Origin of the sequence: Bradyrhizobium sp. HKCCYLS1011 (genome assembly GCF_051167795.1) — a bacterium.
Lineage (GTDB): Bacteria > Pseudomonadota > Alphaproteobacteria > Rhizobiales > Xanthobacteraceae > Bradyrhizobium.
This window is the reverse complement of sequence record NZ_JBNPTT010000010.1, coordinates 198,017-217,128: the sequence shown is the minus strand read 5'-3', so window position 1 is coordinate 217,128 and position 19,112 is coordinate 198,017. Positions and strand designations below refer to the sequence as shown.

General features: G+C 64.3%; 19 protein-coding genes and 1 riboswitch. Of the genes, 10 read left to right on the top strand and 9 right to left on the bottom strand.

What is annotated here, in order from left to right:
* The first annotated feature begins 58 nt into the window (after window positions 1–58).
* The 3 genes from ACQR1W_RS30380 (at window position 59) to ACQR1W_RS30370 (ending at window position 4,456) form a co-directional block, all read left to right on the top strand.
* A complete protein-coding gene (locus ACQR1W_RS30380) occupies window positions 59–2,086 on the top strand; it encodes a tannase/feruloyl esterase family alpha/beta hydrolase (RefSeq protein ID WP_434854209.1) in 2,028 nt (675 codons plus the stop codon).
* 116 nt (window positions 2,087–2,202) lie between these two features.
* Window positions 2,203–2,931: an invasion associated locus B family protein gene (locus tag ACQR1W_RS30375; protein WP_434854208.1), complete on the top strand. Its 729-nt coding sequence runs from the start codon at window positions 2,203–2,205 to the stop codon at window positions 2,929–2,931.
* A gap of 1,135 nt (window positions 2,932–4,066) precedes the next feature.
* The gene (locus ACQR1W_RS30370; RefSeq protein ID WP_434854207.1) at window positions 4,067–4,456 is read left to right on the top strand and encodes a DUF1236 domain-containing protein; all 390 of its coding nucleotides are present in this window, start codon (window positions 4,067–4,069) and stop codon (window positions 4,454–4,456) included.
* Between the two features lie 86 nt (window positions 4,457–4,542).
* On the opposite strand, the gene ACQR1W_RS30365 is transcribed toward ACQR1W_RS30370, so the two are convergent.
* From ACQR1W_RS30365 to ACQR1W_RS30355, 3 genes are all read right to left on the bottom strand, one after another.
* Window positions 4,543–4,896, bottom strand: coding sequence for a VanZ family protein (locus tag ACQR1W_RS30365; RefSeq protein ID WP_008967839.1), 354 nt, complete (start codon window positions 4,894–4,896; stop codon window positions 4,543–4,545).
* 80 nt (window positions 4,897–4,976) lie between these two features.
* The gene (locus tag ACQR1W_RS30360) at window positions 4,977–5,579 is read right to left on the bottom strand and encodes a thiamine pyrophosphate-dependent enzyme (RefSeq protein WP_434854206.1); all 603 of its coding nucleotides are present in this window, start codon (window positions 5,577–5,579) and stop codon (window positions 4,977–4,979) included.
* 8 nt (window positions 5,580–5,587) lie between these two features.
* Complete coding sequence (locus ACQR1W_RS30355; protein ID WP_434854205.1) at window positions 5,588–6,142, bottom strand: thiamine pyrophosphate-binding protein; 555 nt, start codon at window positions 6,140–6,142, stop codon at window positions 5,588–5,590.
* A gap of 152 nt (window positions 6,143–6,294) precedes the next feature.
* Between ACQR1W_RS30355 and ACQR1W_RS30350 the strand changes: the two genes are divergently transcribed.
* Both ACQR1W_RS30350 and ACQR1W_RS30345 read left to right on the top strand, forming a co-directional pair.
* Window positions 6,295–7,263 (top strand): Bug family tripartite tricarboxylate transporter substrate binding protein, encoded by a 969-nt coding sequence (locus tag ACQR1W_RS30350; RefSeq protein WP_434854204.1) that lies wholly within the window; start codon window positions 6,295–6,297, stop codon window positions 7,261–7,263.
* Window positions 7,264–7,709: 446 nt separating this feature from the next.
* Window positions 7,710–7,922, top strand: coding sequence for a hypothetical protein (locus ACQR1W_RS30345; protein ID WP_008967834.1), 213 nt, complete (start codon window positions 7,710–7,712; stop codon window positions 7,920–7,922).
* A gap of 19 nt (window positions 7,923–7,941) precedes the next feature.
* Here the strand turns inward: ACQR1W_RS30345 and ACQR1W_RS30340 are convergent, their stop codons facing one another.
* Both ACQR1W_RS30340 and ACQR1W_RS30335 read right to left on the bottom strand, forming a co-directional pair.
* Window positions 7,942–8,511, bottom strand: a complete 570-nt coding sequence (locus ACQR1W_RS30340) for a GNAT family N-acetyltransferase (protein WP_434854203.1) — start codon at window positions 8,509–8,511, stop codon at window positions 7,942–7,944.
* Window positions 8,512–8,521: 10 nt separating this feature from the next.
* On the bottom strand, window positions 8,522–10,894 hold the full coding sequence (locus ACQR1W_RS30335) for an Orn/Lys/Arg decarboxylase N-terminal domain-containing protein (protein WP_434854202.1): 2,373 nt from the start codon (window positions 10,892–10,894) through the stop codon (window positions 8,522–8,524).
* A 177-nt stretch (window positions 10,895–11,071) separates the two neighbouring features.
* On the opposite strand from ACQR1W_RS30335, the gene cobT reads away from it, so the two are divergent.
* From cobT to cobS, 3 genes are read left to right on the top strand one after another with little or no spacing between them, the layout of a single operon-like run.
* Complete coding sequence (cobT, locus tag ACQR1W_RS30330; RefSeq protein WP_434854201.1) at window positions 11,072–12,127, top strand: nicotinate-nucleotide--dimethylbenzimidazole phosphoribosyltransferase; 1,056 nt, start codon at window positions 11,072–11,074, stop codon at window positions 12,125–12,127.
* Window positions 12,127–12,723 carry a histidine phosphatase family protein gene (locus ACQR1W_RS30325; RefSeq protein ID WP_434854200.1) on the top strand — a complete coding sequence of 199 codons (597 nt, stop codon included), beginning with the start codon at window positions 12,127–12,129 and terminating at the stop codon, window positions 12,721–12,723. Before cobT ends, ACQR1W_RS30325 begins: the two co-directional genes overlap by 1 nt.
* Window positions 12,720–13,442 (top strand): adenosylcobinamide-GDP ribazoletransferase, encoded by a 723-nt coding sequence (gene cobS / locus ACQR1W_RS30320; protein ID WP_434854199.1) that lies wholly within the window; start codon window positions 12,720–12,722, stop codon window positions 13,440–13,442. Before ACQR1W_RS30325 ends, cobS begins: the two co-directional genes overlap by 4 nt.
* On the opposite strand, the gene cobD is transcribed toward cobS, so the two are convergent.
* On the bottom strand, window positions 13,432–14,481 hold the full coding sequence (gene cobD, locus ACQR1W_RS30315; protein WP_434854198.1) for a threonine-phosphate decarboxylase CobD: 1,050 nt from the start codon (window positions 14,479–14,481) through the stop codon (window positions 13,432–13,434). The two genes, cobS and cobD, sit on opposite strands and share 11 nt — an antisense overlap.
* Before the next feature lie 23 nt (window positions 14,482–14,504).
* Here cobD and cbiB point away from each other — a divergent pair, with 23 nt between their 5' ends.
* Window positions 14,505–15,485, top strand: coding sequence for an adenosylcobinamide-phosphate synthase CbiB (cbiB, locus tag ACQR1W_RS30310; RefSeq protein WP_434854197.1), 981 nt, complete (start codon window positions 14,505–14,507; stop codon window positions 15,483–15,485).
* On the opposite strand, the gene ACQR1W_RS30305 is transcribed toward cbiB, so the two are convergent.
* Genes ACQR1W_RS30305 through cobU form a run of 3 tightly spaced genes read right to left on the bottom strand, consistent with a single transcriptional unit; the run spans window position 15,472 to window position 18,132 of the window.
* Complete coding sequence (locus ACQR1W_RS30305; protein WP_434854196.1) at window positions 15,472–16,962, bottom strand: cobyric acid synthase; 1,491 nt, start codon at window positions 16,960–16,962, stop codon at window positions 15,472–15,474. The two genes, cbiB and ACQR1W_RS30305, sit on opposite strands and share 14 nt — an antisense overlap.
* Before the next feature lie 4 nt (window positions 16,963–16,966).
* Window positions 16,967–17,575, bottom strand: a complete 609-nt coding sequence (cobO, locus tag ACQR1W_RS30300) for a cob(I)yrinic acid a,c-diamide adenosyltransferase (RefSeq protein ID WP_434854195.1) — start codon at window positions 17,573–17,575, stop codon at window positions 16,967–16,969.
* 20 nt (window positions 17,576–17,595) lie between these two features.
* Window positions 17,596–18,132 carry a bifunctional adenosylcobinamide kinase/adenosylcobinamide-phosphate guanylyltransferase gene (gene cobU / locus ACQR1W_RS30295; RefSeq protein ID WP_434854194.1) on the bottom strand — a complete coding sequence of 179 codons (537 nt, stop codon included), beginning with the start codon at window positions 18,130–18,132 and terminating at the stop codon, window positions 17,596–17,598.
* 37 nt (window positions 18,133–18,169) lie between these two features.
* Window positions 18,170–18,361, top strand: a riboswitch (cobalamin riboswitch).
* A gap of 118 nt (window positions 18,362–18,479) precedes the next feature.
* Between cobU and ACQR1W_RS30290 the strand changes: the two genes are divergently transcribed.
* A complete protein-coding gene (locus ACQR1W_RS30290) occupies window positions 18,480–19,112 on the top strand; it encodes a HupE/UreJ family protein (RefSeq protein ID WP_434854193.1) in 633 nt (210 codons plus the stop codon).

Sequence of the window (19,112 nt, the reverse complement as noted above, 5' to 3'; positions counted from 1 at the left end):
TAGGATCGTCGGACAAGTCGCTCGAAAGCGTCAAGCCTGTTCGATGAGGGAGGAATTCATGCCGGGCATAAAGGGCGTCGCAAACCTATTCTTATTAGCTGTACTCGCAATACTCGCCTGCCTGGCCGCGTTGCCGAATCGTGCGGTTGCTGAACGGCCGATATCGCTGCCAACCACTTGCGCGCAGCTGCCGGCCAAACTCTTGGGCGGCAATATCAAATATGCGAACGCACAGATCGTGCCGGCCAATACAGCGCCCGGACCGCAGTTCAACAACTTCACCGGCACGCCCCCGAGCTCGGTGAAAGTCCCGGTCGCCTATTGTCTCGTGGTGTTGAGCTACAGCAGCACCCCTGCGAACGATCCGACGCCGCAGAACATCACCGTCTATGTCGGTCTCCCCCTGAATTCGCTCGACGGCGGCACAACCGGTTCTACCATCGATGCGCCCTTCAACTTCGCCACAGTGGAGGGCAACTGGAACGGTCGAACCGAGGGTCAAGGCGGTGGTGGTTGTACCGGTAATACCAACGTCAATTCGGCGGGCGCTGTCGCCAACGGCTTTGTCGGATCGGGCACCGATGGCGGGCACGGCAATCCGACTAACGATCCTAACAACACATGCCAGCAGGGCGTTCTCAGCCTCGGGCACCTGAACAAGCAATATATCGACGATTGGGTTTACAGCGGTCCTCAGCAGGAAATCCTCTGGTCGAAGAGAGTTGCCAGGCTGTATTACGGCAAGGCGCCGCTCTACAACTACTGGAATGGCTGCTCGACAGGCGGGCATCAGGGCTTCGCATTGGCTCAAACGCTCGCCGGTGAGCTGGACGGCATCCTCGCCAATGCGCCCGCGATGTACTGGACGCGTTTCCAGACTGCGCAGATGTGGGGTCAGATCGCGATGTTCGACATCGCGGGCGGGGTGATTGCGGGCGGCAAGCTTGCGGCCGTCCAGAACGCGGCGATCGCTGCGTGCGACAAGAATGATCGTGTGCAAGACGGCATCATCGACGATCCGCGGACCTGCACGTTCAACGCAAAGGCCAATATCTGCGGTCAAGCCGGCGCGCCGGCTGCTCCGAACTGCCTGACGCCCGCGGAAGCCAACGCAGTCAACGTCATGTGGGACGGACCGCGCAACGATTCCGGCAAGAGAATTTGGTTCCCGATCGATCGCGGCACCGACTTCAACTTCTGGGATGGAAACGTGCCGTTTGGGCTCGCCCCGGTGCAGTTTGGATGGGATCTGGCAAATCCGGCTTACTACAATGCGGGCTCTTTCCCGGGCAACTATCCCGGCTTTTGGGGCAATGTCGCGCTGAATTCTGCGACGCAGCCCGCCGGTGCGGTCACGACCTACGCTGCGGTTGCCCAGGCCGGCTCGAACAGTGTCGCCGATCGCACCGACACGTTCGACGACCTCGATGCATTCAAGGCAAGCGGCGGCAAAATGATCACGGTCCTCGGTACAAACGACGGCCTGATCATGCCGCGCGGTGTGATCAACTATTATCGCGTCATGGCCAGGCGTTACGCCGAGAGAGGCGATCACGATCGCTTCGCAGATGCGGATGATTTGGAGGGATTCCGCCACGATCCGTCCGGTCGGTTCCGGGGAATCCAGAAGTTCTACCGCCTGTTCCGCGCGCCTGGTGTCAGTCACTGCGGGCTCGGCATTCTGAACCACGGCAGCCTCGGACCATGGCCGCAGGGCGGCGCCGACTTCAATGCCGTCATCAACTGGGTCGAGCATGGTGTTGCACCGAGCCAGGTGATCGGGTCGGGCAACACGGCGGCGCCTGCGTTCATCTCGGGGTCGCCGACGACGCTGACACGTCCGTTGTGCCCTTACCCGCAAACCGCGGTGTATAACGGCTCGGGAAATGTCAACGACGCTGCGAACTGGCACTGCGACGGCGACATGGAGAAGAACACGCCGGTCGGTGCGCCGCTGTCGGGGCCACCAGGTCTGCCGGTTGCGTGTTACGACGTGCTCGTCAAGTACAAGCACGAGGTCAACGGGCCGCTCGATTTCGAGGGCAGTGGCGTCGACCCGGCTTCCTGCCACGTTCCCGGACCTTGATGAGGTTCAAACCAGCGGAGCAGCAATCGCAGGGTTGCTGTCTCCAAGAGCGGCAGAACAGCAGGCGTGCGCAGTGCTGCGCGCGCCTGTTTTGTAGACCACGGGGACTGCTTTCCATGATGTATCCGATCGGATCGGTCGCGAAGACGAACGGCCTGCGCATGCTGACAATGGTTGCGCTTGCCCTCGGGTTGGGGACGCACGCATTTGCACAGCCGCCGTCAACAAATCCAACAGCGGCACAAGTGACGCTGGTTCCGAACGCGGGACCGGCGCCACAGACAGCGCCGGCTGAAACGGGGCAGAGCGGCCAGCCGATGCAGCTGATTTCTTCACCTTGGGCCAAATACTGCACCAAGGGTCTGACGGAACAATCATCCGAAATCCGGGCCAAGGAGGTCTGCTTCACGGCCGCAGACGGCCATCTGACATCAGCCCAAAAGCTCGTTATCGCGCTGCTGCTGGAGCAGGAGGGCAGCGATACGAAGCTGCTGCGCGTCACGCTGCCCTTGGGCGTGGCGCTGGTCCCGGGGACCCGCATTGTGATTGATGAGAAGGAGGCGATGACGGCGCCCTACATCGCCTGCCTGCCGAAAACGGGTTGCATGGCGGATTACAAGGCCGAGGCTGGTTTGATCGAGAAGCTGAAAACAGCACGAACTCTGGCGATCCAGGCCTTCGACAAGGGCAAGCCGATCAGCTTTACCTTGCCACTCGCAGGGTTTGCGAAAGCCTATGAGGGGCCGGCCGGCGATCCCACCGGCTTGAATGAATTCCAGGAAGGCCTGCCAGACGAACTGCAAAATCACTCCGGGGATCATCGAGACACGCGCGAGGGCAGGTGACAACAGAGCTGCGGTGACAGTGCGCTGGGCTGCATCCCTAGCTGGCGTTGCCCGGCGGGCAAATCACGTGTCTGCCATCGCACCGGTTCTGGCTTGCGGCGGCGCCTCACAGCGCAGAAAAGCGCCCGCGTGGAAAAACTCATTTGTCGAGACGGTTCAATGCGAAGCGTCCGGCGAGGTTCGCCCAGGCAAAAATTTCGCTTTCGTTTTTACAGAAATCGTGGATCATGTAGGTATCCCGCCTTGAGGAGAGGGGCGTTGCGCGCGATCGTCACGACACGTGAGGCGGGGATGCGGTGGCCGTGACTGCCCTGGCAGCGTGTTTGTTCGCGCGGACGAGTGGGGCGGATGCGGACGTGAAGTCGTGTGGTTCTGACCTCCCGGTGCTGAGGTCCGCGCAACGCGCAAGCGTTGTCGCGACGCGATGAAGCTTCGCTTCACGCGGACGGGGGCAATCAAGCCGGTCCCCGGGGAGATCACGTATAAGCGTTAAGACCATCGCGCAGGGAATGCCGGATGATTTGGCTGCACCTGTGGTAACTGCCGCCTGCTTTTTTGCTGCAGGCGGGCCATAGGTGAGGCCTTCACCCGGCATTCCCTGCGCCCTCTCGCTTTTCGAGGGCATTGTGATCGCAGCACTTGGGCGCACTCCGCCGCGAGACCGCGGACGCGCATCCGCTGCTGTTTGAAACGTGGATAGGATAAGTATGAAGACTCTTTTCAGCGCATTCCGGGGCGCGCGGAACGCGCGAGCCCGGAATCCATACTCCGCGGCAGATATTGTTGAAGCAGGGTAGATATGAGAACGCGCCCTAAGAGGCGGCCTGTGGTTATGGATTCCGGGCCCGCGCTCCGCGCAAGCAGCTGTGCTGTTTGTCGCACGCGCGCCCGGGAATGACGATGTGGCCAAAGCTTCGTTGATCATCGCTGCGTGCAAGTGGCGCCTAATCGCTTCTTTTCGCTCCGGGTCCGCGGGGAAAGATAGCTGACTGCGAGAGAGGCGTGCTGCGACCGTCATCCGCTTGAGGTCAGATTGTTCCCTGCGCTTGATGAACTTTACGCCACATGGAACCCGGAACCGCAGGCAATCCTTCGTTGTTGAACGGCATCTTCAAACACACTGGAGGAGAAGATGATGAGGACCCGTCTTGCCGTTTCACTGATCGCGGCTTCGCTGCTGACCTCGGGCGCAGCGCTTGCGCAGTCCACCACCGTCGAAGGCGCGCATAATGGTGCTGAGGCCGGCGGTGCGGTGGCCGGCCCGCTCGGTGCGATGGTCGGTGGCACCGTGGGCGCGGCTGTCGGTGCCGGGCTGGAAATCCCGAACGCCGTGATCAACTCGATCGATGAGGAGCGCGCGCCCTCGGTTGTGGTGCACGAGCGCGTCGTGGTCGGCGAACCGCTGCCGGATACGGTCGTGCTGCGGCCGGTGCCACGCTATACCGAGTATCGCTATGCCGTGGTCAACGATCGCCGCGTGATCGTCGATCCGCGCACCCGCCGCGTGATCAAGATCATCGACTGATCCCACGCTGTTCGTTCGACTGAACATGAAGCCCCGCCGCTTGGAGCGGCGGGGCGTTTCATTGGTGTCGGCCGAATTGGTGTGGGCTAAGCGGCTGCAGGTCGCAGCTGGGCGGCCACCCAGTCGAGCGTGGCGGCGAGCAGGAAGCCGGCACAGGCGGCGAACGCATCGACGAGGAAATCCTCCAGGCGGGCATGACGGCCCGGTGCCCAGAATTGGGCGATTTCGAGTGCCCCGATCAGGACCAGTGCGATGGTGATGGTCAGGAGACGCTGGCTTCGATAGGCGAGGCCGAAGGCAAGGCCGACCAGGATGAAGGCCAGCGCATGCTCGCCATCCTGGCCGAGATGGGAATGGGGCCGCAATTGCGGCGGACCAAGGGTGGCGAAGGTGACGGCGGCCGCGAGCAGCCAGGCGGATAGGCGCAAGAGAATGGTCATGCGTTCCCATAGCACAAAAGGGGCCACGGAGCCGCATTCACGGAATTTGAATTCCGCGTGTGATTAACGCGACAGCCGCGTCAGAGTGGTTGCCGGACGCCCAAGCCCTGCATGAATCGCTCCCGGATCTGCACGGGATCGCGCCGCGTTGCGCCCACTCCGGGCTTGTCGTCGATCCGCGCCGCGATCAGGGTCGGGCCGGGGGACGCGAGCGCCTGATCGACCAGGCGCTCGAAATCCTCTTCATCCGCCGCCCAGCTGCTTCTTGCGATCCCGCATCCGATCGCGATCGCGACGATATCAGCGTGTCGGGCGGGAGTCGGCTGGCTGCCGGTGATCTGGTAGATGCCGTTGTCCATCACGATCATGACGAGGTTGTCCGGCGCAAGCGTCGCGATCGTGGTCAGACAGCCCAGTTGCGTCAACAGCGAGCCGTCGCCTTCGAGCGCGACGACGCGCCGCTTCGGCTGCGCCAGCGCGACGCCCAGGGCGATCGGAAAGGCGAGCCCCATGCTGCCGAGCATATAGAAGTTCTGCGGCCGCTGGCCGGTGGCCCAGAGATCGAAATTGGTGTTGCCGATGCCGCCGACGACGGCTTCCTCATGCTTGAGCTTGGCGACCAGGCGCGAGGTGAGATCGAACCGGTTCATCACCTTGGTATTGCGGGCAGGGGCGTTCGTCATCGGCGCGCTCATTTCTCGAAGACCTTGCCGCCGGTCAGAAGCGGCGAGAGGATCAGCGCCACCGGGGCCTGGGTCGCGACCGCCTGCTTGATCGAGCGATCGACGGTGAATTCCAGCTCGTCGAGCCGGGTCATGGTGTGATGCTCCATCGCCAGCGAATCCAGCACCGGCCGCATGGTGCGGCAAACCAGCGACTGGCCGTAGTTGAATTCGCCCAGCGTGCCGCGCTCGGAGACGAACATGACGAGTGGGATCTGGCAGGGCACGACCAGCGAGGCCAGCACATTGGCGAGCGTCGCGAAGCCCGAGGTCTGCATCAGCATTGCGCCGCGGGCCCCGCCCATCCAGGCGCCGGAGAGAATGCCGACGGCTTCCTCCTCGCGCGCGGTGGCGAAAGTGGAGAAATAGGGATCGGCGTGCAGGGCCGCGATCAGCGGCGTCAGGACGCGATCGGGGACGTAGGGCACCAGCCGGATCTCGTTGCGCCTGAGCGTGCGCAGCACGATCCCGTGCCAGCTGTCTTCGTTTGTTGTGGCGAGCGCAGGGTTTCCCTCGGCGGCCATCCTTGTCTCCCTGTGTTGCCGCCGAACTTGACGCAGCAAGCGGGATTGTCAACATGCGCTGCTGCTGACGTGCCTTGCGCCTGAGACGGCGGATGGCGCGGATCGAAGAACAAACAACATCAAACAAGATGGCGCCAAGGGGAGGATACAGCTTGAGCAGATGGTTTGGAGTCGCCGCCGCAATCGCGGCCATGCTGGTCACGGCCGGAGGCGCATCGGCGCAGAGCACTTATCCGACCAAAGCGGTGCACCTCCTGGTGCCCTATGCCGCGGGTGGCGCGGTCGATGTGCTGGCGCGTACGCTCGGCGACGTCGTCTCCAAGCAATGGGGCCAGTCGGTGATCGTGGAGAACCGGCCAGGGGCGGGCGGCGTGGTGGCCTCGCAGGCCCTGGTCGCATCGGCGCCGGATGGATACACCTTGATGGTGGTCGCGAGCGGTCATCCGACCAATCCGTTTTTGTATCCAAAACTGCCCTACGACACATTCAAGGATTTCACGCCGGTGACCTTGCTGGCGTCGTCGCCGAACATCCTGCTGGTGCGGGCGGACTCGCCGTACAAGACGCTCGCCGACGTGATCGCGGCGGCGAAAGCCAAGCCCGGCAGCCTGTCCTTTGGGCACGCCGGCATCGGCACCTCGCAGCACCTGGCCGGCACCTTGTTCAAGAGCATGGCCAAGGTCGACATCGAGCCGATCCCGTACAAGGGTGGCGCGCTCGCGATCAACGATCTGTTGGGCGGTCAGATTCCGCTGTCCTTCAACAACGGCCCCGAGGCGGTCGGTCAGCTCCAGGCCGGCACCGTCCGGGCCTTGGCCGTCACCACCGCGACCCGCGCCTCGTTCCTGCCGGACGTGCCGAGCATCGCCGAAGCCGTGCCGGGCTATGACACCGAGGTGTGGTGGGGGCTGTTGGGGCCGCGCGGCATGGCGTCCGATCTGGTCGAGAAAATCTCGCACGATTTCGTCGCCGCTCTCAACACCGACGACGTCAAGCAGCGCCTCGCCAAGCTCGGTGCGACCCCGATCGGCAGCACGCCGCAAGTTTTCGACGTCAAGATCCATGCCGATTATGACAAGTGGGGACCGATCATCCAGGCCGCCGGCATCAAGGCGGACTGAGGCGGGTGCCCGGCTCGGGGCGGTTTGTCGGCGAGGGCCGACGAGAAGATTTTCGTCGTCCCGGGCTGCCGGGGAGCAATAAACCTTCTGCCGGCGAGGGCGCCGGCGACGCAAGTTTTGCTATTTTTCCCAGCCCCTCGACGGCTTTCTCAAGTGAGGCCATTTCTCCTTTTGCGCCAGGGATTTGCGGGCGATCGCTCGCACGGCGCAAAGGGGAATTTCGATGCGTCGCTTCAATTCATTGCTGCAGACCACCGGAAGCCGCGTGCGCCGCGCTGTCGCGCAGTTCGTCGCCATCGCCGCGGCCAGCCTTCCGGCTGCCGGCGCCTGAGCCCTGCGGTTCCAGGCCGCATTATTAAATATTTCGGCGGGTCTGATATCGCTCAACACTCTTCCGCAGAGCACGCTAACATGGGCCGGCGAATACCTGAGCGGAGGGCGGTTCCATGTCACGCTACGTCGTCAAGTTCATGAAAGACGTGCTCGGCGAAAATGGCCGGGAATGTGAGATCTGCCAGAGTTCCGTCGAGATCGATGCGGCCAACGAAAATCTTGCGGCCGAGCTTGCCAAGAAGAAATTCTGCGAGATGCAGGCATTGCGTGACTGGTCGCTGCACGCCGACCGGATCCAGGTGAAATCGGCGGATTACCCCTCCTGATCGAACCGCGCCGATCGGTTCAACGGCCGGGAGTAGGCGGCTCAGTCGCGCCTGACCCGAGTGAACGCTGCACCATCACCGTGTCCGACCAGCGGCCGTAGCGGAAGGCAACGGCCGGGAGAAGCCCGACCCGATTGAACCCAAATCGCTCATGGATCCCGAGCGAGGCGGTGTTATCAGCATCGATATAGCCGATCATCTGCCGGAAACCGGCTGCCGCGCACGCGTCGATCAACGCCTGCATCAGCAGCCGGCCGACCCCGCGGCCGAGATGCTCATGATGCACATAGATCGAGTGCTTCACGGCGAAGCGATAAGCGGGGCGTTTCCGGAACGGCACCACATAGGCATAGCCGACAACCTCGCCGCGGAAGGTGGCGACCAGATGCGGCAGACGGTTGTTGCGCAGGTTCTTGCGCCGCTGCCTGAGATCGTCGGGCTCCGGCACGCCGGAATTCTCGGTGGCCTCTTCGATGCCGCGGCGGATGTGGCGGCGATAGATCGCAAGCATCGACTCGACGTCGTCGTCCCGCGACGGGCGGACGAGCACCGGCGGCTCGGCATTGATGGCTGCGATCATCGCTTCCATCGGCACAGGCTCACTCGGCGGCGACGTAGGTATAGAGCCTGACGCGGCCGGCCTCGTCGACCTCCTTGTAGAGCCCCTGGATCTCGACGTCGAAGCCGGGGAAGGTGTTGAAGGCCTGCTCGAACATCTTCAGGTAATCGATCATCGGCTTGGCGCGTTCCGACAGACGCTCGCCCGGCACGATCGTGGCAATTCCTGGCGGGTAAACCACGAAGGGCGTGGTCGCGATCCGTCCGCCGATCCTGTCGATCGGGAGATAGTCCACATCGTTGCGCATCAGGCAGCGCGCGGCCTCGCGAGGCGACATCGCAATTTCAGGCATATGCTCGGGCAGGAACTGCTTGGCCTGCAGCGCGCTCACGTCGCTCTCGCGGTAGAAGCGATGCATCTCGGCGCAGAGGTCGCGCAGCCGCACCTTGCCGTAGCGTGCGAAGCGGCGGCGGGTGAATTCCGGTATCGCATCCTCCAGCAGCACGTTGTCGTCGTGCAGCTTCTTGAAGGCGACGAGGCCGCTGATCAGGGTGCCGGCCTTGCTGGCCTCGACCCCCGGCGTCACCAGAAACAGCAGCGAGTTGAGATCGTTCTTCTCCGGAACGATGCGATTTTCCCGAAGATATTGCGCGACCACGGGGGCGGGCACGCCATGCTCGGCATAGCCGCCGGTCGCGCGGTCGAAGCCTGGCGTCAGCAAGGTCAGCTTGTTCGGATCGGTCATGGCGAAGCCGGGGGCGAGATCCGGGAAGCCGTGCCAGCTGGTCTTTTGCGAGCTGATCTTGGGATTGAGCTGCCAAAGCGATGCGTCGGTCGCGAGCTGATCGGTCGAGATCGCGTCCCAGGCGACGTCATGGACGCCGCCGGGGCTTGCGGCATCCGGAAGCGCCACGCGGTCCGGCACGAAAGGCTCGAAGAACCAGCGCCGCGCCGGATCCTTTTCCTTCTCCTCAAATTCCCGGCGCATCGCCCGGATCTTCTTGCGCAATTCGATGCCGAGCCGGATCGTGTCGTCCCACAGCACCTCGCCGGAACGGCCCTTCATCATCTGCGCGCCGACATCGAGCGAGGCGAACAGCGGGTAGAACGGCGAGGTCGAGGCGTGCTGCATGAAGCTTTCGTTGAAGCGCCGGTGCTCGACCCGCCGGCGCTGGCCCTTGATGTGACGATCCTTGATGTGGATTTGCGAGGCCTGGGAGAAGCTCGCGAGCTGCTTGTGGGTCGATTGCGTGGCGATGATACCCGGCGCATCCGGTCCCAACTCCGACAGGCCCATGGCGAAACGGCCGGCATAGAGCGGGTGGAATTTCATGAACCCCGCCCAGGCCTCGTCGAACATGATGTACTCGCAGAGGTGGCCGATGCGCTTCAAGATCATCTCGGCGCTGTGGATCGAGCCGTCATAGGTGCACTGCTCGACCACCGCGACACGGAACGGGCGCTCCTTGCGCCAGGCGTCGGGATCCTTGACCAGCGGGTTGTTGCGGATCTGCTGGCGCAGATGCTCCTCGTCGAGCAGGTCCCAGCGCATCGGGCCGATCAGGCCCCAGGCATTGCGCACCGTCGGGATGTAGACTGGAATGCCGCCCGAGATCAGCAGCGCGCCGTGATGAGCGGCCTTGTGGTTGTTGCGGTCGAACAGCACGAGATCGCCGTCGGTGACCAGCGCGCCCAGCACCACTTTGTTCGAGGTCGAGGTGCCGTTCAGCACGAAATAGGTCTTTTCGGCACCGAAGATCTGCGCCGCTTCCTTCTGCGCCCGCAATGCCGGCCCCTCATGGGTCAGGAGGTCGCCGAGGTCGAGCACGGAATTGTCGAGGTCGTCGCGGAAGACGGCTTCACCGAGATGCTCGACGAACACCCGCCCGATCGGGCTGCGGCTGTAGAACACGCCGCCATTGTGGCCCGGGCAGGTCCAGAGCTGGTTGCCTTCCTCGGCATAGTCGACCAGGGCGCCGAAGAACGGCGTCTTCAACGTCTCCGCATATTGCTTCAGCCGGCTGATCAGGTTCTTGGCGATGAAGGGCGGGGTCTCTTCCGACAGGAAGACATAGCCGTCGATGAAGTCGAGCACCTCGACCGGCAGATCCTCGAATCGCTTGCGACGAATCAGCAGGATGATCGGAAAATCGAGGCCGCGCCGGCGCATCAGGTTGATCAGCGCCGCGGTCTTGCCTTCCAGGCCCTTCTTGCCCCAATCGACCACCATGCAGCCGATCGCTGCATCGGTCTGCACCGCGATCTCGGCATCCTCGAGCTTGCGCGCCCGCACCACCTCGAAGCCGGAGCGCTGGATTTCTTCGATGATCTGGTTGAAGCGGACGCCGGCGAGGTCGTCGGCCTCGAACACCGGAGCCGCGAACAGGAAGGTGAAGCGTCGGAAGTAATCCATGCGGGTCTGCCAGGTTGGGTCGGGAGGCCAGCTGTCGGCGTATTCCATGACACTTAAATGACAGTATAAAGTGCCATCGGGGCCGGCGCGTTCAAATCAGCGGGTATGAACGCTGCTTGTCACGCCGCCGCGCCGATGGCAATCGTGCCAGTTCGATTCTTTGCCATGGAAGTCGCCGTGTTGCCTGATTGGATTAATGTGAGATGTCCAGCTCCCTCGGAGGGCCATCGCGAGGCGGCGCTTGCGCGCCAGTCACAGCTGACCAAGCCACTGGGTGCACTCGGACGGCTTGAGGAGGTCGCCGTCCAGCTTGCGGCGCTGCAGGCGACCGATAGGCCGGGCGCGGATCGGGCCCCGATCATCCTGTTTGCCGGCGATCACGGCATCACGGCCCGTGGGGTCTCGGCCTATCCCTCCGAAGTTACCGTGCAGATGCTGCACAACTTTGCCGGTGGCGGGGCCGCGATCTCGGTGCTGGCGCGCACGCTCGGCTGTCCGCTCGAGCTCGTCGATGCTGGCACATTATGCGAGGAGCCGATCACGGGCGTGATCGTCGATAAGCCCCGCGCTGGCGCACGAGATTTCAGCATTGCGCCAGCACTGACCTCCGAAGAGGTGGCGTTTGCGCTTGCCTGCGGGCAGCGCGCGATCGCACGTCAGGCGGAACGCAAACCGCACCTGGTGCTTCTGGGCGAAATGGGAATCGGCAACACGACCTCGGCTGCGGCCATTGCGGCGGCGCTGCTCGGCTGCGCCGCGGATGGTATCGTCGGCGGCGGCACCGGGCTCGACGGGGAAGGGCGATCGCGAAAGGCGCGCGTGATCGCCGATGCGCTCGTGCTGCACGGACTTGAGGTCGGCACCCCCGTGCAGACCGTGCTCGCGACCGTCGGCGGGCTCGAGATCGTGGCGATGACCGGGGCGATCATTGCGGCTGCTCAAATGGGCATCCCGGTTCTGATCGACGGCTTCATCGTGTCGGTGGCTGCCCTTGCTGCCGTCAAGCTCAATTCCTCATGCCGTCCCTGGCTGATCTTCTCGCACCGCTCGGCGGAACGCGGTCATGGGATCGTGCTGGACGCCCTCGGTGCGCGGTCGCTGATCGACCTCGATTTGCGGCTCGGTGAGGCCTCCGGTGCGGCCGCCGCGCTGCCGCTGCTGCGGCTGGCCTGTGAGCTCCATAATGGGATGGCGACCTTCGCCGAGGCCGCCGTGTCGGGCCGCACGAGCTGATGCGCATCGATCTCCTGCGGCATGGCGACACCGGCCGCGATGGCTATCTCGATGGCCGCACCGATCCTCCCCTGAGCCAGACCGGCTGGCAACAATTTGCCGCGCAGACGAAAGATCGAGATTGGAAGCTCATCGTAAGCTCGCCGCTGGCGCGGGCGCGCTCCGCTGCCGAGGATTGTTCGCGGCGAATGGCCATACTGCTACAGATCGATCCGGATTGGCGCGAGCTCGATTTTGGTCGGTGGGACGGCCGCGAGCGTTGCGAGATCGCGACAGAGCCCGGCGATGCCGCCTTGCTTGAGGCTTTCTACGCGGACCCCGCTGCGTTCACCGCACCTGAGGGTGAAAGCTGGACCAGCCTCCGGCACCGCGTCCGGCGCGCGCTCGATCGGCTGACCGCGAATCCCGAGCTCTCTCCGGTGCTCGTCGTCACCCATGGCGGGGCGATTCGTGCAACGCTGTCGCTCATCTTAGGTTGGCCGCTGCAATCGCTGTGGAGTTTGCGCATCAAGCCCGCCACGCGTATCACGCTCGAGGTCGGGCGCGGCGAGGACGGCGCGCTCTGGGGCGAACTCGTCGAGATCACCCAGCCATGAGCCTGCGTGAATTCTGGATCGCGCTGCAGTTCCTGACACGGCTGCCGACGCCTCGCATCAAGGATGCTGAGGCAGGCGATCTCGCGCGTGCGGCGATCTACTTTCCTGCGGTCGGAGTCGTTATCGGTATCTGCCTGGCGTTGATCGCCCGCATCCTCCGCGGCAATGATCCTTGGGTGATCGCGCTGGCTGTGCTCGCGGCCTGGATCTGGATCACCGGGGCGCTGCATCTCGATGGGCTCGGCGACGTCGCCGATGCATTCGGCGCGTCGCACGGCAAGCCCGATCGCTTCATCGATGTGCTGGGCGATCCTCATGCCGGCAATTTTGCCGTGGTCGCGATCGCGCTGCAGATCGCGGCGAAACTCGTGCTGATTGCGCAATTGCCGCCGACGCTCGCGCCGTGGGCACTGCTTGTTATTCCGGCTTGGGCGCGCTGGGGCACCTTGCTCTGGAGCAGGCTGCTCCTATCGTTGAAGCCGGGGCTCGGTGCAAGCGTCGCAAACAGTGTCGGCTGGTTGATGATCGGAGTCTGGGCTCTGGCGCTCGTTGTTCTCGCCATGTTCGGCGCGCGCCCGACGCTCCTCGCCGTCATTGTGATCCCGGCGATCGCGCTCTATTGGCAATCGCGGCTCGGTGGCATCACCGGCGATGGCCTCGGCGCCAGCGTCGAGGTGACGGAGACCTTGCTGCTGTTCGCCTGCGCGCTCAGCGCGTAGCCAGCGCATCCGTAAGGCGCTGCCATTCCTGCTCGCAGCCGGGCAGGCCGAAGCGCAGCCACGCTGGGTTATATGAAAATCGCCGGACATGAATGCCATGCCGCGCGAGCCGGTCGGCGAGATCTGCGGCGCTCATGCTCTCAACCAGCCTGAACAGAGGCGACCCACAGAGGGTTACAGACCCGGAACTCAGCGGTGTACAACCTGCAGCGCTCAGCAACGCATCGAGGCGTTGGCCGTCAAGCGTCAAGCGCGCGCGTGCTTGTTCCAGCCACCGATCGTCGCCTAAAGCTGCGGTTCCGATCGCAAGCGCTGGCCCCGAGACAGCCCATGGGCCCAGCGCGCGATGCAGCCGATCGGCCATGTCGACGGAGGTAATGGCAAAGCCAAGTCTTACCCCTGCGAGTCCGTAAGTCTTGCCGAAGGAGCGCAGCACGAGGGTCGCCGGCGGAAGATTGGAAGTCAGGCTTGCCCGCACGGGACACAAATCAGCAAAAGCTTCATCCACGACCAGCAGGCCATTGCGGCCCGCGAGCACCGCGCCGAGTGCGTGAAGCGTGGCGCGCGGAAGCAATCGTCCGGTCGGATTGTTGGGATTGACGACCACGGCGACGTCGGCCTCTGCCAGTGCATCGATTTTGTCGACAAGGCGAACCTTGTGTCCGCAACTGCGCCAGCATAACGCGTGCTCCTCATAGGTCGGTGCGAGCACTGCAACGGAGCCGGATGGACGCAGGCGAGGGATGATCTGCAGCAGAGCTTGTGTGCCGGGCGCGGCGACGATGCTATTCAGCGCGCGTACGCCATAGCGATGAGCGGCCGCGGCCAACAAGGCTTGTTCGTCCGCCTTGGTCGGCAATCGCGACCAGGCATCGGCGGAAAGCGGCGGGACAGGATAGGGGATCGGATTGATCCCGGTCGACAGATCGATCCAGGGCTTGGGCGCGTCAGGATAAAGCCGACTGACCTCGTCGATATTGCCGCCGTGAACGACCGCTTCCGATGCGGTTCCTGGCGTGCTAGTCGCTCTGTCGTTCATATCAGGCCTTCGATTGGAGCTCGATGTTTCTCGCCGTTGCGCTCGCTGCGTTGATCATTGAGGCGCTGTTCGGCTACCCGCAAGCGCTGGTGCGCCGCATCGGCCATCCCGTGATGTGGATCGGCGCGCTGATAGCATGGGCGGACCGGCACTGGAACCGCGCATCGGACTCATTCACCCTCCGTCGCCTCTGGGGCGCCGCGTTGGTACTCCTGCTCATCATGGCGGCTGCATCCATTGGGCTGGGGCTCACGGCAGCGGCGCGCTTGGCATTGCCTGAACCATTCGCGACCGGCGTCTTAGGGCTCCTCGCCAGCAGTCTGCTGGCACAGCGCAGTCTTGGTCAGCATGTCTCGGCGGTCGCCTCAGCGCTTGAGAAGGAGGGCCTCGTCGGCGGCCGTCGCGCCGTGTCGATGATCGTCGGCCGCGACCCTGAAAGCCTCGACGAAGCGGGTGTGGCGCGTGCCGCGATCGAGAGCCTGGCCGAGAATTTCTCCGACGGCGTAGTCGCGCCGCTGTTCTGGCTCGCCATCGGCAGCCTGCCGGGCATGCTGATCTACAAGGCCACCAATACCGCCGACAGCATGATCGGCCATCTGTCGGAGCGTCACCGCGCCTTCGGCTGGGCGGCCGCGCGGCTCGACGATCTCATCAATCTGCCGGCCTCGCGGCTCTCAGCGCTGTGGCTGGCGCTTGCGGCCATTGCCATCCCCCGCGCGTCAGCGCGCGATGCGATATCCGCGGTCTGGCGTGACGCGCACAAGCACCGCTCGCCCAATGCTGGCTGGCCGGAAGCCGCGATGGCCGGCGCGCTCCGCCTGCGGCTGGCCGGCCCGCGGGTCTATCACGGTGAGATTGTCGAAGACGCCTGGATGGGCGAGGGGAGGGCGGATGCCAAGGCGAGCGATATCAGGCGCGCACTGCGGCTCTACCGAGCCGCCTGCGCCGTTCAGGCGCTGGTTGTTGTTGCTGCGCTGGTTGCGGTGATCTCTATCTGGCGGTGACCGAGAGCGTGGACCGGCGTGCCAATTCCAGAATGCGGTCGATATCGAGGTGCCGTTCAAGATGCGCGGCAAGGGCGTCGAGCGTGGCCTCGACCTCGGCGTCATAATCCGCCACCGTCGATACGGCACCGAGCGTCTCCAGCCATCGCTTGCGCAGGCCATCGTCGCTGAACAACCCGTGCACATAGCACCCCGCGACACGGCCGCTGGCATCGACCGCGCCGTCGCTGCGGCCATCATCGAAGGTCAGGAATGGCCTGATGGTGTCAGCGCCGGTGGTTAGGCCGATATGCATCTCATAGCCGCGAAAGCGCGTGTCGCCGTCGTGCAGTGAGCCGCCGACCTCACGCAGCGCCTTGTCCGAGGTCAGCACCGTCGCCACGTCGAGCAGGCCGAGCCCGGGGACCATGCCGGCCGGCCCCTCGCGGCCATCGGGGTCGCTGATGATCTGGCCCAGCATCTGATAGCCGCCGCAGATCCCGAGCACCCGTCCGCCACGGCGGATGTGGGCGGCGAGATCGATATCCCAGCCGGTCTGCTGCAGGGCAGCCAGATCGGCGATGGTCGCCTTCGACCCCGGCAGAATGATGATGGCGGAGTCTCCGGGGATTGGCTCGCCTGGACGCAGAAACTGCAGCTCGATACCGGCTTCCAGCCGTAGCGGGTCGAATTCATCGAAGTTGGAGATTCGCGGGTAGGCGAGCACGACGATCTTGGGCAGGCCGCCTTCTCCCGATCGGTCGCGCGACGGCAGTCCGAGTGCATCCTCAGCCGGCAGCCGTTGCGCCTCATTGAAATGCGGCACGAGCCCCAGCGCCTGCCAGCCGGTCCGTGCCGCGATGTCAGCCATCCCGCTCGCAAACAATGCGGGATCGCCGCGGAACTTGTTGACGAGAAAGCCTGCGATCAGCGCGGCATCCTCGGCTGCTAGCACGGCCTTGGTGCCAACCAAACTGGCGATGACTCCGCCACGATCGATGTCGCCGATCAGCACGACGGGTAGGTTCGCGGCGCGGGCAAAGCCCATATTGGCGATGTCGCCGGCGCGAAGGTTGATCTCCGACGCCGAGCCTGCCCCTTCGACCAGCACGATATCAGCGTCGTCAGCGAGATGTGAAAAACTGTCGAGCACCGCAATCATCAATTGCGGCTTCATGGCCTGATAGGCCGACGCCTTGGCGTTGCCGATCACGCGGCCCTGCACCACAACCTGCGATCCGATCTCGCTCTGCGGCTTCAACAGCACCGGGTTCATATGGACGGACGTCGGGCGCTTCGCCGCGCGCGCCTGCAGCGCCTGAGCGCGGCCGATCTCACCGCCATCGGCGGTCACGGCTGCATTGTTCGACATGTTCTGCGGCTTGAACGGCGCCACCTTGAGCCCGCGCAATGTCAGCGCGCGCGCAAGGCCTGCGACGATCAGCGACTTGCCGACGTCGGAGCCGGTGCCCTGAAACATGATGGCGCGCGCGACCATGGGCTTAGAACTCGATGCCTTCCTGCGCCTTCACGCCGGCAGCGAAATGGTGCTTCACCAGGTTCATCTCGGTGACGAGATCGGCGGCATCGATCAACTCCGGCTTAGCATTTCGGCCGGTGACGACGACGTGCAGGTCGGGACGGCGCGCACGCAACCTTTCCACGAGCTCGGCAATCGGCAGATGATCGTAGCGCAGCGCGATGTTGAGCTCATCGAGAATCACGAGCCCGATGGAAGGATCCGCCATCAGCTCCTTCGCCTTGGCCCAGGCGCGCTCGGCCGCAGCGACATCGCGGGCGCGATCCTGGGTTTCCCAGGTGAAGCCTTCGCCAAGCGTATGCCACGAGACCTGGTCGCCGAACTTTTCGATCGCCTTGCGCTCGCCGGTCTCCCACGCGCCCTTGCCGAACTGCACCACGCCGATGCGGAAGCCACGGCCGAGCGCGCGCAGCATCAAGCCCCAGGCTGCGGTTGATTTGCCCTTGCCCTTGCCGGTGTGAACGATCAACAGACCCTTCTCGATGGTCTTTGATGCGACCTCGGCGTCCTGGATCGCCTTGCGGTTCTCCATCTTGGACTTGTGACGCGCATCCTCGTTGCTTTCACTCATTCTGATATCCTCTCGATGCGCTATTTCAATGTCAGCGGCAGGCCCGCTGCCATCAGGATGACGCGATCGGCCAGTGCCGCGATGTCCTGGTTGAGGCGGCCCTGCGCATCGCGAAACGCACGCGCCAGCGCGTTGTCAGGCACGATGCCAAGCCCGACCTCATTGGAGACGGCGACGATCGGCCCCTTCGCCTGGGCTATTGCATCGACGAGCTCACCGCAAGCCGCGGCAACGTCGCGGCCGGCCAGCATGACATTGCTGAGCCAGAGCGTGAGGCAGTCGATCAGAACCGGCGTCTTGGCACCGCCATTTGCCACAATCGCCGCTGCAAGATCGAGAGGCGCCTCGATCGTCGTCCATCCCTCGGCGCGACGCGCTTTGTGCTCAGCGATGCGCGCGGTCATTTCGGCGTCGAAGGCCTGGGCTGTAGCAATATAGACCCACGGCGGTTCGGCGGCCGTAATCAATCCTTCCGCGTAGCGGCTCTTGCCGGAACGGGCACCGCCCAGCACCAGGGTCAGGCGCGGCAGGGCTGGGTTGGGCGGGGAGGGCGGCATGAGGTCAGGATTCCGATTGACGGGCTTTGTCCCAATCCCGTATCTAACAGATGACGGTTCTCCGAAAGGAGAGATTTAGGGAACGCGGTGCGGGTGCAAGCCCCAGGCCGCGGCTGCCCCCGCAACTGTAATCGGCGAGTGCGAGGCCTTATGACCACTGGGAAACCGGGAAGGTGGTCTCGCGCGGCGACCCGAGAGCCAGGAGACCTGCCGTCGACATTGCTGTTGGCCGACCCGTCGCGCGGGGAGTCGCGATGCAGGGTTCTGATCCCGGGGGCAGTCCGGGATGCCGTCGGGCGCAGCGTATCGCACGAACCCATCCGGTTCGGGCATCGACGGAGACGGCCATGAGATATCCCATTCGCATTGCGTTTGCAGTTGCAGCTTTGGCGCTGGTCGCCGCTGATCCCGCGTCAGCGCATCACATGATGGGCGGCAAGCTGCCGCAGACCTTTGCGCAGGGCCTGCTCTCCGGCCTCGGCCATCCCGTGATCGGGCTCGATCATTTCGCGGCCATCATCGGCGCCGGCATCATTGCGGCGCTGATCGGCCGCGGCTTTGCGCCGGTGCTGGCCTTCACGACGGCGATGATCGCAGGCGTGATGCTGCATGTGGCGCGCGCGGACATGCCGGCCGCGGAGCTGCTGGTCGGACTGTCGACAGCCGCGATCGGCCTGTTGATCGTTCTCCGCAGCGGCTTCGGCGTGCTGCTGGTCGCGATCCTGTTCGCGCTCACCGGCCTCGTGCATGGCTATGCGCTGGGTGAATCGATCGTCGGCGCGGAAAACACGCCGCTGGGCGCTTATCTCGCCGGGCTGCTGGTGATCCAGAGCCTGATCGCCGCAGGCGCGTTCGCAGCCACTCGCTTCGTGGCTGCGCGCGGCGTGTCGTTCGGATCTGTCGCGGTGCGGACCGCGGGCGCGGCCATTATGTTGGTCGGTGGCGCTGCGGCTGCCATGGCTGCCGGTCTGGCTGGCTAG